This is a genomic window from Streptomyces sp. NBC_01428 (assembly GCF_036231965.1).
In the GTDB taxonomy this organism is placed as follows: Bacteria; Actinomycetota; Actinomycetes; order Streptomycetales; family Streptomycetaceae; genus Streptomyces.
In genome coordinates, this window is record NZ_CP109499.1 from 5,762,077 (window position 1) to 5,774,764 (window position 12,688).

Consider the following 12,688-nt stretch of genomic DNA (forward strand, 5'->3'; position numbering starts at 1 on the left):
GCGCTCAGCCCCGACGGTCGGAGACGGCCCAGGAGGCGAGGGCCACGGCCCCGGCGACACCGAAGACGGCGGGCCAGGCGCCCACCTTCTTGGCCAGCGGATGCGACCCGGCGAAAGCGGCGACGTAGGTTGCGGTCAGCACCCCGGCGGCCGTGCCGCCGGCCTGCCGCTTCCACTGCTGAGCGGCAACGGCCCCGGCGGCAGCCAGCACGACCCCGCCGAGCTCCCGCCTCCTGGTCCACCGGGCAACCCCGTACCCCCCGACAAGCCCCCCTGCGGCCACCACCGCGGCCGGTACCTTCACCATGACTGCCTCCTGCTGCTGCCTACACCGCCACGCCGATCACGCACGCCGGCCGAACGAACCGAGGCTAACGCGGGCGATTCGATGGAGTGCGGCGTCCCCCGCCTTGAGCGTGAGTGTGTGGGCGGCGTCACGCGTCTCGTCCGCGTGAGGGCTTCGCAGCCAAGGTCTCCACGAAGGTTCGCCAAGAACGCGAGCCGAATGCGACGACGGACCCGGCGGCCCGCTTCGAATCCCGCACGAGGATGCCGTCCGCGTCGAGAGCGCACTCGACACACTCGCCGCCCGCGCCGTTGCTGTAGGACGACGTGAACCACGGAGAGGTGCGGACGGCCGCGGGCGGTGCAGGGTTCATCTCGCGTACTCCTTGAGGACAGTCCTGATCAGTTCGGCCGAGCGCGGCGGGCTCAGAGCCGCCGCTCGCAGTCCGTCGAAGGCCCTTGTGTACTCCCGCACATGATGCTCGCCCTCAAGATAGACGGCGTCGGTGATGCCGTCCCGATAGACGAGGTCAGGGTCCTCCTGGTCAGGGAAGCCAAGCAGAGTGAACGCGCCGGTGACCGGATGGGTACCCGAGTCGAAGGGCAACACCTGTAGCGTCACACTGGCCAACTCGCATGTCTCCAGAACTCGTTCGAGCTGCTCGCGCATGAGCGCCCGGTTCCCGATGACGTTGCGCAACGCCCCTTCGTTCACGATGAACCAGGCATCGGGGCCGCCGGGCTCCCTGAGCATCGCCTGCCGCTCCATCCTGACCCGCACCGCGCGCTCCATGGCCTGGGTAGACATGTGGGCACCGGTCCAGTGGAGCTCGCCCGCGTACGCAGGGGTCTGCATCAGCCCGGGCAGGAGTTCGCACTGGTACTGGCGGAGGTTCGAGGCGTCGCGCTCCAGGCCGATGTAGATGGAGAACCATTCAGGGACGCCGGCACCGTGGGCCTGCCACCAATCCCGCGTCTTCGCCTGGCGGGCCAGCGTCATGAGGAACTCGCGCAACTCGTCGCTGGTGGCGTAGAAGCGGCACAACGCGTCGACGTCGGAGGGCTGGACCCGGCCGCTGCCCGTCTCCATGCGATTGACCTTGGAGCCGCTCCAGTCCAACGCCGCGCCGACCTGTGCGCAGGTCAACGAACTCTGCTCGCGGAGCTTCTTCAGCTCGATGGAGAGACGCCGACGGCGTGCCGTCGGTGAACCGGCCATCTCAACCCTCTTTCGGATAGCGGGTGTTCAGTCTCGCGCCAAGGGGTGTGCTTGCCAATCACACGGAAGTGGGAATCCCGCCGTGCACATTGCACGGCGGGATGCGCTGCCACCATCCTGACAACACCACCACTCACGGTGACGGGCGATAACGTTCCGTCGCCCGGCGGGCCGATGGTGATGGCGTGCGACGAGAGGAAACCCGGCAATGCAGCAGCAGGCGTGCGTGTGGCGCGAGCCGTGGAACGTGGCCTTCCTGGCCGAACCCGAAGAAGTGGCTGTCCTGCGCCGCATCGTGCGGCTCCACCTGGAGGGTTGTGGTCTGCGCGGGATCACGGACGCGGCAGAGCTCTGCGTGAGCGAGCTGGTGTCCAACATCATCACGCACGTCGGCGCCGGCACCCCGGCCACGCTGGCGATCTCGATGAACGGAGTCCGGCTGCGCATCGAGGTACACGACCCTGACACCCGCGCCCTGCCCACCCTGCTCGACGCGAACGCCGACTCCGAGAGTGGCCGAGGCATGGCCCTGGTCGAGGGAGTCGCCGACCGCTGGGGCGTCCAACTCACCCCCGACCGCAAGATCACGTGGTGCGAGCTGGAGACGAACCTCGCACCTCCGGCGGGCCCCGGCATCTTACGAACGGAGGCCCTTCTCAGCCTCTACGGAGCCGCATGCCTGCCCTCGGAGTCCAGCAAGCTGGGCAGAACGACGGCGGAGGAACTGGCGATCGCGGCCATCACCGACTTCCTCCACTGGACCAACGCACACGGATGCGACGCGGACGAGGTGCTGGACCGGGCGCAGATGCGCTACGAGGCCGACGTCGAGGTGATTCGGGTGCCGTCCCAGACGTCCGACCAGTGCGAAGAGGTCGACTCACCCACGCAGGTAGGTATGGATCGCTGACGCGATGGCGGTGCCAAGAGGGATGGGGACGGCGTTTCCGATCTGCCGCGCGATGTCGGTCTTCGATCCGCACCAACGGAAGGTGAGGGGGAAACCCTGTATGCGGGCGGCCTCGTAGTGCGTGATCGGACGATTCTTGCTCGGATGCAAATATCTGCCCTTCTCGGGCTTGAAGAACTCCGTGCGGATCGTGACCGACGGTTCGCCCATACGCAGGCGACCCATCACATCGCCGGTTCCGGTGTTGTGGTTGTCCCAGCTGGCCGTGGAGAGGTACAGGACTGGTGTTTTCACGCCGGAGGGTTTGTCGGTGAGGAAGGTTTCGATTCTTCCGTCCCCGTGCACCGTGTACCACTTATTTCGCAGATCCTTGCGGTTGCCGCCTGCAGGAATCGCCTCATAGCGGGCGCGCGAAAGCGCTTCGGGGTTCCGCTTGAAATGCAGGTCACGAGTGGTGAAAATGCCGGGGACGATCACGCCTACTTCGGAGACATAGTCCTTGCCGTCCGGTAGTTCTGTTCCTCGCAGTGGCAGTTGCTCGGATTCCTTGAAGACATCATCGACTGCTTCCCAGTACGGCAAGCCCGCATCGACACCGTCGAGTGCGGGAGCTGGGATGGTCGGTGCGCCCTTCGGGCGGCGACTGTGTGTCTTTGCCGGGTACGCCATCCTGCGCTGATCGTCGATGTCGCGACGAACGCCGATGACGATGGCCCGCCTGCGGGCCTGAGGCGCGCCGTAGTCGGCGGCGTTCAGCAGATACCGCTTGTGCTTTGCTTCCTCAGAGTCGGAGGGCTGGTGTCCCGGAGGGTCGATCAAGCGATACTCGCCGAGTAGGCCGCCCTGTTCCACCTCGCTGAGAAGGTTGCGGAATTCGTCGGACTTGAGAAACCGGTCGACATTCTCGATGACGAAGACCTTTGGGCGGATCTTCGCAACGATGCGAACGTATTCCTCCCACAGACGATTCCGCTCAGTGCCCCTCTTGTTGCGGTTCAGGGCGGAGAACCCCTGGCAAGGAGGTCCACCGACCACCACGTCAGCGTGCAGCGCCTCCTCCGACGGCTTCCAGTCCTCGATGTCCTCGAGATGAACACGTGCTGCTGGAAGGCTCGTGTCGAGGCGCTGAGTCCCGAAGTTCACGGCGTAGGTGGCGGCTGCGGCGAGGTCATGCTCCACGGCGGCCACGCTGTGGAAGACGGGCCGCCCGTCGTGCGCCCCCTCCGGGCGGTACTCGTGGAACCCCTGGGTGAAGCCGCCGCACCCACTGAACAGGTCGAGGACGGTGATGGGCCGGGGGTCGAGGGGGCGGGACGTGTGCATGGTGCGATCTTAGCTTCGGAGGGCGGTTGCGATGGCCTCTCCGACAGCTGTCGCCAGGGGCGGTGGCATTGCGTGGCCGATCTGTCGGTAGCGGGACGTCTTCCCGCCGAAGAAGCGCCAATCTGCCGGGATGGCTTGGATCATCGCGGCTTGATCGACAGTGAGCTTGGGCTGGCCTTCCGGCGGAAACGTGGAGTCCGGAGGTTCGTCACCGAGGCTGTTGCCGTTGACGCCCAGGGAGGCCCATGCCTTCTTGCTCCCCGTAGGACCGAGGTCGGCACCGCCACGTCGTTCTGAGCCCCCGACGAGAGCAGGTGCGATGCGGTCGGCTCCGTCGACCCAGTTCGCTGCGCCGAGCCAGCCCGCCGCAGACATGGAGGGGCCGAGGACCTGGCCGATTGTCGGAGCGGAAAGCGGACTCCGCTGAGGCCATGCAAACCGAGAGAAGTATGGGTCCTTCAGCGCGACGAGGAAGCCGCTACTACGGTTCTGCGGCACGCCGAAGTCGGCCGCGTTCAGCACTCTCCAGCTCCAGCGGTAGCCTGCCTCCCCGAGTTGTGCCTCGATCCACGAGCGGTCGGTGTCGAAAGCCGGACTCTCCACGAGATCCGGCACATTCTCCAAAAGCACGGCTGTCGGGTTGATCTCACGTATCAATGCGATCACGGCCCTGAGGACGCCTCGTTCCTCCGTGTCCTCGGTACGACCGACGGTTGCCGTTGACTTCACGCGGGGGAGTCCACCGCTCACGAGATCGACCCCCTGAATCTCGGGGCGTGTGGTCGGCCTGAAATCCAGCACATCCATGCAGATCACGTCCCATTCGGGCCGATTGAGGTCGATCGTGAAGCACGCGTCTGCCTTGCTGTCGAGGAGCAGGACGGGGTCAAATCCGGCTCGTTCGAGTCCGAGCGCCTGGGCGCCGGCGCCGGCGCAGAATTCCACCGATCGGAAGCGTCGAGAAGTGACGGGCGGCGTTCCCATTCCGTTCTGAGCAGAGCGCGGCTTCTCTTCGGACACGCTTGGCAGGGAGTGCGCGGTGGCGAGGGACGGTTGCTCGACACCTGCCCCTGTGGCGCCGGTTGCCGTCGACTGCGAAGCACTGCGCTGCGCATCGACGGACTCGGCCGCCACTCTCCGCAATTCTTCGTCGAGAGCTCGTTCCTCGATGCCGTCGAAGAGGACGAAGGGGGCGAGCCGGAGAAGCCTTTTGAGGAAATCGCGTAGAGTCTCACGTTCGTTGAGGCCGGTGAAGTCGAGATCCTTCCAAACGCGCAGGATGGCTCGAACCAGATGTGGGCTGCCCCCGAGTGCCGATCGGCGCGCATAGATCTGGTCGAAGGCGGCTTCGCCGAGGATGTTGAGCGCGCTATAGGGCTCCGGATCGTCGGACGAGCGGACGAGTTGAGCCCGCCACCACAACCGACCGAAGACGTGGCGGGTGAGGTCCGTACCCAGAACGCGGTCCCTCGGAGGTTGCGGATAGCGCCAGAAGGCGACATCAGGGAGCAGGACGAGCGCGAGGAAGGCCCAGACGTCTCTGGACGCGGCCTCCGCCGGGACCATACCCATTTCGGCGTGCAGCAGGGCGGCGAGTCGAAGGTCGAATTCAGCGTTGCGGGTGCGGTCGGATTCCTCCGGGAAGCCAGCGCGCTTGGCCAGATCGATGACCCCGTTGCGCAGCTCTTGCAGCTGACGCATCGACACCCGGTCGCCGCCGGTGGCCACATAGACGGCCGATTCGTGGGTGACGGCAACCTGACCGGCCAACTCGGCTGTGCTCAGGTGTCGGTACTCCTCGAAGAGCGGTCTAGCCTGCTCGGCGAGAAGCCGTGGGTACAGGAAGCTCATCAGGACACTCCGAACATCTTGACCGCGGCCTGCAGATCGGTTGCGAACAGGGCGGGCGCCTGGCGTCTACGTAGACGGACATCGGTGATCGACTGGTCGGGAAAAAGTTGGTCGAACAGACTCAACAAGGTGGCGCCCAGTGAACCATCGGCATAGTCCGCGTCCTCAGCGAAGTCGTCGTGACTGAGGGCATGCTCGATCATGATCCGAGCCGCGTCGGCATAGACGGCGGAGAGCACGATTCGATCGACGGGTCGAGGCTTTCCCGCATTCTCGAAGGCAGTCGCCGTCACGGTGTTCTGTTCGTTGACGAGTAGGAGCAGCGATCCCATGGTGGCGCTCTCCAAGCCTCCGCTGATCTGTAGGTGCCAGGCGGCTGCATCGGGGAAGGACGTTCGTGCGAAGTCGATGACCGCCATGGGGAACTGAGGTGCGTCCCCTTGGAGACGCAGGGTCTCCCGATCGCTCCACAGCACCGAACCCGCCCGCCGAGGGGACGAAGGTCGGGCTTCGTCACGGCGCTCCGCCAGGACCAAAGCGGTGTCGAGGAGGAGAACCCCGCCCAGATCTGCCCCACTTAGGCGGGTGTTCAGCTCCACCGCGACAGTCCCGTCGGCGGCCAGTCGAACGTGCTGCGCCGGACCGCCAAGGTTGGATCCGGTTGCGGTCCACACGACGGACAGCATCAATGGTGCGTCGCCGGCAAGGCCTGTCTCCGAGCGGGCACGATCCAGGTCGACGCGAACGGTTCGGCGTAGTTGCAGATCCATCCGGTAGTCCCAGTCCGGGAGGGCATCCGGCATGGGTACGTCTCCGTCTTCGGTCACGAGCAACCATGGTTCGGCCGCCAGGACGTCCTCCGTGGGAACCCGGTAGGGGAGAACTCGGCGAGTCACGCCTCTTTCACCGCCTCAACCCTCAGGCCGATTTCGGTCATGGTGTCCGGAGCCGGGCGGACCACGGCGCGCCAGAGGGACTCGCTGCCCTCGGTGACGAGTATTTCGGGAACGTGAAGGTGACCGGCATGGTCTTCCCAGCCCAGAAGCTCGGGCATGCTGGCCCCTATGGGGGGATCCGTCTCTCGTCCGGCCGAACCCGGCAAGGTCACGGCAAGGTCGATCCTTACCTGCTGAGTTCCGGGCACGGGCAGGCGGAACTCCTGAACGAGTACGGCTGCGTCGCCGCGATCATCGAAGTAGGGGTCGCCGACGTACTGCACTCGTGGGCGACGGCGTGGTGTGCGGGGGCCGTCGAATTCCGATGCCTCGTGGATCGATGGGCCGACGTTCTCGATGCCGGTTGCGGATTCCCCTCCTGAAGTCACGAGCGAACCCGTGTCTGAGGAGGACGAAGACGCTCGGCCCGAACGTGAGGACTCGGGGATGCCGTCGACATCAGGCGTGCGTGACCTGCGTACCGCTGTGCTTCCGGGTTTGGAGTAGGCGGTGGCCCCGCCGATTCCCCAGGCTCCACCGACCAATCCGGAGAAGAGTGAACTCGCCGCACCCAGTGCCACATTGCTTGCTCCCGCACGCGCCCCTCCGCCCAGAGAAAGAAGCTGGGCCTGAGCCTCTGCGATACGGGTGAAGGTGGTCTGCACGAAAGTGCTCTCGGGCCTGTCGAGGGACTGAGGGTTCCAGGCGTCGTGAGTGGGCGGTTCAGCCTTTGCATAGATCTCGTCCATGTCCTCGACCGCACGAAAGACGCCCGCGTAGCCCTGGTTGACGCTGGGCGGCTTCGGTCCTGGCTGGTAGGTGACGACGAGTTCAGCGGGTCGCATGAGACAGACGTGATGGACAACATCCTCGATGGCGAGCATGCGGGAGGCGCGAGTGGGCTCCAGCGCCGGCATGATCCGCTTCACCAGGCCGAGACGCCCCAGACGTCTCTTCGGTTTCAGGCAGTGCAGGTCGCTGCCGCCGGACCCTGCCATCTCTTCGTAGGCCGCCACGAACATGTTGAGGGGGCGGGTTTCCCGCGGATCGGGCACAGCATGCTCGACTCCGTCGCACGTGACGGAGAAACGCATCGCGGCGGGACTTTGATCAGTCGAGATCATTTTTGGCCACAGGTGCCAGGCGATGGTCTCCGCCAGGTATTCAGCCGCCTGCGGTGGTTCGAGTTCGTCCAGGTTCGGGTCGATGACGACTGTCGTTGTCCCGGTCTCTGTGGGACCGAAAGCCTTGAGGCCGAGGCGTTGGGCGGCGGCTTCGGCCGCTGCGCCCACAAGGGGTTCGACGACGTCTCCCGAGGTGTCGCCCCACCAGTGGCGACCTGTATAGCGGCGCGTTCCGGTGGGCTCGGTTGCCGCGTAGCTCTTCCACAGAGTGCAGCCGATGAGACGGGTCTCGAAACCACCCTGTGTCGTCCGACAGCGGGAGTGGACGAGGATGGTGCCGGGCTTGGACAGCAGATAGAAGATGCCTTTGCCGAAGCCGTAGGTACCACCCCCCAGAGCTGTATCGCGTGGCTCACCGATGTTGCGGATGAACGAAACGAAGTCGCGGTCGGGCCCCACGGCGTTGTCCGCTCTGGTTGGTCCCCCGAGCCCTCGCGTACCTCGGTCCGAAACGGACAGGAGACGGATCGAGCCGTTCCTGAGCGTGTCGCGCAAGGGGAAGGTATCGACACCGATGGGCGCGCCATCACCGAGAAGCTCCCGCCATGTACTGGCGTGCGCGGGGCTGACCGTCCACATGTCGATGCGGTATTCGACAGGGTCGCTTGACGACATGACGCGAGCATCCCAACTGTTCTGGGCGGACTCGCGGACGAGAATGGTGAGGAGATCGAGTTCTGGCCGACCCAGCTGATTGCGGATGCCCTCGGCGGCACTCGCACCGTCCGGAGGGTATGGCTGGGAAAACCAACGAGGCGCCGTCATGCGAATTCCTTGATCAAATCGTCGACTACCCGGGGTACCTGCGAGGGAGCCAGCGGGGCAGGCGTCTCACCGGACAGGTCGATGGTGTAGTCGACATCTATTGCCGACACCGCAAGCCCTGCGGCGCTGAGAGTCCGGCGTGTGAGCCCGGGGAAGTCCGGGCCGACTCGATACCACCTCTCCTCGCCGACCGCGAAGCGCACATCGCGGTAGCGATCCGCGTCGGCAAGGTGGTAGCCCGCCCTTGCGAGCAGTTCGAGAAGGGCACTCTCGTCGTCGCAGAGTTCGAGCGCTCTACGGACCATCTCCACGAATGCCGTACCGGGGGTGTCGCCCGTCGTGCGTCGCAAGCGGAACCATGCGAGCCACAGGGCCCCGCCTTCGGGCGCGTCCAGTTGGTCGAGCCCGTGAATCCGCGGCCTTCGTCCTTCGTTCTCCACGCTCGACTTGACCTCGACCGCAGTGGATCCGTTGGAGAAGTCGTGACGGTGCCCACTGGGGCCAGACCACACACGCGATGCGCTCGAGTCCTCCTCGAGGATGCGAGTGAGAACCAGCAATTCGCCGAAGAGACCGGCGAGCTGGTCAGGGCCAAGGGGGGCCACCTGCGTCTTGAACAGAGCCTTCCACCGGTCCAGGACGCGGTACAGCGCCTTGACCGGGTTCTCGGGCAGGGCGACGGTCGCTCCGAGCACATCCACGCACAGGTCGGTGAACAGATCGCTGAGATCGTCACGGAGACAGGCCAGATCGGCGTAGGCCTGATAGCTCTCCTCGTCCTCGAGTGCCCGTCTGCGCAGCGTCAGTACCGGCCCGTCCAGGCCCGGGCGGACCTTGCGATGAGAGTGGATCGGGAGCAGGAGGTGACGGTGGCCGGCGTGGTCGACCGCAACCGACAACGGATCGGCCGCGGGGGCAATGGGGAGTTGCGCGACGCGAAGATGCCCTTCACCCTTGGCCTGCTCGACATCGAGCGCAGTCCAACGCTCCTCTATGAGCCTACGAAGCGCCTCGTCGCTCATGCGTCCTCGCTGTCGAGCAGGCTGTAGTCCTCGTCCTCGATTCTGACGTTGGACAGATCCGCGGAGATGTACTTCTTGACCGTGCTGTCCGTGTCGAGAGGCTTGGGGAACACCAGACCGACGCCGATGACATGCTCTTCAGCGTTCAAGGCGGCACGTCGAATCTTCGACGGACTCGGCTCGGAAACCTTGTCGATCGGATACAGAACGAGCAGGCCCGTGTCGGGCAGTTGGGTGCGTCGGGCGGCCATGATGGCTTCCTCGGCCAGGCCTGCCACGTCTCCTGCCAGGTCCACCGCGGCATCTCGGCGGCTCATCAGGGTTTTGATGTCGGCGAAATCGGGCGTGGGGTGGGAAAGATCGAGTCGAGCGCGGACGTTACGCCCCACGGACACGTGGGGCGCGAAGGTGAAGTCCTCCCCGCTGGGATTGCCGACAATCGCCACATTCCACCTTCGGAGCGAGCCGGCCGCGACCCGCTTCCTGATGTAGTCGGTGATCAGGGCGGCGTCGTTCTCCGGAGACTTCTCGTGGAACTGGTAGGACGCCAAGAAGTCCGTGATGGCGTCGTGCGGAATGTCACGGAATACCCAGCGGCCCTGTGCCGTGCGTTCCTCCACGCGCACGGCGTTCGCGACCGAGGCGGAGACCAGGCGGCGTGCCGCGTCCACGTTGCGCCCCAACCACTCCGCGTTGGTGTGGAAGTAGTGCGTCTGAATCCGCTTGCCGCCGTAGGAAGAGGCAGCCGTGACCGCATCCCGCATCTTGGCGGCTGCGGTCACTCGTAGGTTGGGGTGGGTGCGCAGGCGCACCGCGAAGGTCAGAGGGGTCTCGTCCTCCGTCATGTAGACGTCGATGTCCCGCCGCATCTCCGTCTCTACCGTGGCCAAGTGTCGGAACCACTCGGCGAGTTCATCGGTCATCCAGATGCGAGGCAGGTCCGCGTAGCCGTTGCGGAAACCGAACCAGCGCCCCATCTGCAGCAGGGTGTCGTACGCCGAGACGGAACGTACGAAATAGCTGACGGACAGCCCCTCCAGAGTCAGCCCTCGCGAGAGGGTGTTTCCACCGACCGCTATGGCCACGACGGGACCGTTTTCGTAGTCGAGTCGATCCTCGCTGCTGGAGTTGTCCATGATGATGCGGCAACTGGCCAGGACGTCCGCCAATTCGGGGAGCAGTTCCTCGAACGGGACTTTCGTCTCGCCGAACTCCTCGGCCGAAACCTGCTTGGTCTCTCGATCCCAGAGGTCGCGCAGGCGTGCGAGCAGGTCCGTGTCGGTCAGGGACCGCACAGCCCGGTCGCGCAGGCGCTTCAGAGGCCTCTCGAAGCTGTTGTGCACTGAGGTGTTGACGCTGGTGTGGATCAGCATCGTGCTGTGCGGATTGCCGGTACGGCGTACGCGGCGGGCGGCTGTGACCAGCCAGAAGTACTCGACAGCGGTCTGCAGCGAGTCGGTGATGACAGGCTCGAAACCGTCGACATCGGCCCTCGTCTCCGGACGGACGCATGCGACGTCGTCTTCGGGGATCGATCGAATCATGTCGTAGCCGTCGTCGACCTGCTCCGGATCCTCGCCGTCGAGCGCATACCGACCGAAAAGGACCTCGGTACCGAAGTGGCCATTCGGCTTGGGGAGGTTGACGACGAAGTCCTTGGGATAAAGATCCTCGGCGCTCGGGTCGATCAACAGATTCGCGAAGGGGGAAGCGGTGTAGCCGACGTATGCGCTTCGGGGCAAGGAAGCCATGATGTCGAGGATCAACGGGTTGATGGACTTCGTGGCGACAGTGGCCTGATCCGCCTCGTCGTCGATGATCAACGCAGGACAGTCCTCGAGGTAGTCCGACGCCTTCTCGAGCCAGCGAGCCAGTTTCCGCAGCACTGTTGCGTTCTTCTTCACCACGCAGATGACCCGCGTTTTGTTGCTCTTCCCGAAGTAGGACGCAGGGTTCTCCTGAGGTGTGAAATCCTTTTCCAGTCCGGTCAGTTGTGACCACATCGAGGGATTGGGCTCCACCAACTGCTGTACGAGCCGTGCTTGGGTCTGACGTCGAAGCCCGTTGTGGATGCCGGCCAGAACGATGAAGAGTTTGTAGCCGCGGTCGGCTGCCTTCGCCATGACCGAAGTGAAGTTGGTCGTCTTGCCGGACTGTACGTATCCCACCACCAGTCCGCGCGTGGAAAACTCGCGCTCCTTGGGATGGTTCAGCAAGGAAACGACGCGAGTGGAGGACTCGTCGAGACTCCTGATCGCCGGCTCGTCGGACCAGCCGTCCTTACGAAGGAGGGTCGCGATTGCGGGCCAGCACTTGTCTCTGGGCTGTGGTCCCGTGTACCAGGTGTCCCGGTTACCCAGGATTACCGCATGCGGCTCTTCCATTTCCCGGATGCGTATGGTCTGGCGCTCGTGCCGGTCCCGGATCTCCTCGACGACTTCCGGACTGATCCCGAGTTGCTCAAGCCGCTTGATCGCTTCCGTAGGAGGAAATACGTCCAAGAGCGCCTTGAAAGTGTCGTACATGCCGTCGAATTCATCGGCCATAAGTTTCGGATGCCCCCGCCCTCGTTCTATGAGCCGTCGCGCCACAGCACCCTTGCAAGCCGCCCCCCTGGCGGCAAGGCAAGGCACCCCGAGGCGGGGTGTGTGCGTCACTCCTGCGCAACATCTCCACACTATTGGTTGTGACGGCCACCGATAAGGGAAACGAAGGCGTCGGCAGAACCGGATCCCGCGGTTACTCGGCGCCGGGGAGGCCTCTTGCCGGGTTCGCGTCGGTATGGGAGTTCGGTGCTTGCCCCGGGGGCGGGGGCAACCGTCGTTCCGCGAGGGCTTCCTTGATCCGACTCGCGACGGTCGCGCCGGCCTCGTGCTCCCAGAACCGCAGGACGACCCAGCCCGCGTCGATGAGGTGCCCGGTGGTTTCGCGATCCCTTGCCATGTTCTTGTCGAGCTTGGAGCGCCACCACTCCGCGTTGGCTTTGGGCTGAGTCGCATGTTCGGGGCAGCCGTGCCAGAAACAGCCGTCCATGAAGATCGCGATCTTCGCCTTGCCGAACACGATGTCGATCGTGCGCCGGGGAAGTCCGGGCACCGGCACATTGACTCGGTAGCGGAGGCCGGAGGCGTGCAGCAGCCGTCGAACGGCGATCTCCGGTGCGGTGTCGCGGGAGCCTTGACGGCTCATACGCG

Annotated in this window: 11 protein-coding genes; 1 reads left to right on the forward strand and 10 read right to left on the reverse strand. The window is 65.0% G+C overall.

Annotated features, from left to right (window positions below; genetic code table 11):
* Positions 1-4 precede the first annotated feature (4 nt).
* The 3 genes from OG406_RS24995 to OG406_RS25005 all read right to left on the reverse strand — a co-directional run bounded on the left by OG406_RS24995 (position 5) and on the right by OG406_RS25005 (position 1,504).
* Positions 5-307 (reverse strand): hypothetical protein, encoded by a 303-nt coding sequence (locus OG406_RS24995; protein ID WP_329187864.1) that lies wholly within the window; start codon positions 305-307, stop codon positions 5-7.
* A gap of 127 nt (positions 308-434) precedes the next feature.
* Positions 435-659 carry a DUF397 domain-containing protein gene (locus OG406_RS25000; RefSeq protein WP_266614041.1) on the reverse strand — a complete coding sequence of 75 codons (225 nt, stop codon included), beginning with the start codon at positions 657-659 and terminating at the stop codon, positions 435-437.
* Positions 656-1,504: a helix-turn-helix domain-containing protein gene (locus OG406_RS25005; RefSeq protein ID WP_267050927.1), complete on the reverse strand. Its 849-nt coding sequence runs from the start codon at positions 1,502-1,504 to the stop codon at positions 656-658. The genes OG406_RS25000 and OG406_RS25005 overlap by 4 nt, the downstream gene beginning before the upstream one ends.
* A gap of 208 nt (positions 1,505-1,712) precedes the next feature.
* Here OG406_RS25005 and OG406_RS25010 point away from each other — a divergent pair, with 208 nt between their 5' ends.
* Positions 1,713-2,414, forward strand: a complete 702-nt coding sequence (locus OG406_RS25010; protein WP_329187866.1) for an ATP-binding protein — start codon at positions 1,713-1,715, stop codon at positions 2,412-2,414.
* Here OG406_RS25010 and OG406_RS25015 read toward each other — a convergent pair.
* From OG406_RS25015 to OG406_RS25045, 7 genes are all read right to left on the reverse strand, one after another.
* Positions 2,385-3,737: a DNA cytosine methyltransferase gene (locus OG406_RS25015; RefSeq protein ID WP_329187869.1), complete on the reverse strand. Its 1,353-nt coding sequence runs from the start codon at positions 3,735-3,737 to the stop codon at positions 2,385-2,387. The genes OG406_RS25010 and OG406_RS25015 overlap by 30 nt on opposite strands.
* A 9-nt stretch (positions 3,738-3,746) precedes the next feature.
* Positions 3,747-5,588, reverse strand: coding sequence for a DNA cytosine methyltransferase (locus OG406_RS25020; protein ID WP_329187870.1), 1,842 nt, complete (start codon positions 5,586-5,588; stop codon positions 3,747-3,749).
* Positions 5,588-6,415: a hypothetical protein gene (locus OG406_RS25025; protein ID WP_329187872.1), complete on the reverse strand. Its 828-nt coding sequence runs from the start codon at positions 6,413-6,415 to the stop codon at positions 5,588-5,590. The genes OG406_RS25020 and OG406_RS25025 overlap by 1 nt, the downstream gene beginning before the upstream one ends.
* A 65-nt stretch (positions 6,416-6,480) precedes the next feature.
* Positions 6,481-8,472 (reverse strand): hypothetical protein, encoded by a 1,992-nt coding sequence (locus tag OG406_RS25030; RefSeq protein ID WP_329187873.1) that lies wholly within the window; start codon positions 8,470-8,472, stop codon positions 6,481-6,483.
* On the reverse strand, positions 8,469-9,494 hold the full coding sequence (locus OG406_RS25035; protein WP_329187875.1) for a PD-(D/E)XK motif protein: 1,026 nt from the start codon (positions 9,492-9,494) through the stop codon (positions 8,469-8,471). The genes OG406_RS25030 and OG406_RS25035 overlap by 4 nt, the downstream gene beginning before the upstream one ends.
* Entirely contained in the window at positions 9,491-12,040 is a 2,550-nt protein-coding gene (locus OG406_RS25040; protein WP_329187877.1) for a Z1 domain-containing protein, read from the reverse strand. The genes OG406_RS25035 and OG406_RS25040 overlap by 4 nt, the downstream gene beginning before the upstream one ends.
* Before the next feature lie 193 nt (positions 12,041-12,233).
* The gene (locus tag OG406_RS25045; protein WP_327409725.1) at positions 12,234-12,683 is read right to left on the reverse strand and encodes a very short patch repair endonuclease; all 450 of its coding nucleotides are present in this window, start codon (positions 12,681-12,683) and stop codon (positions 12,234-12,236) included.
* Between the last annotated feature and the right edge of the window lie 5 nt (positions 12,684-12,688).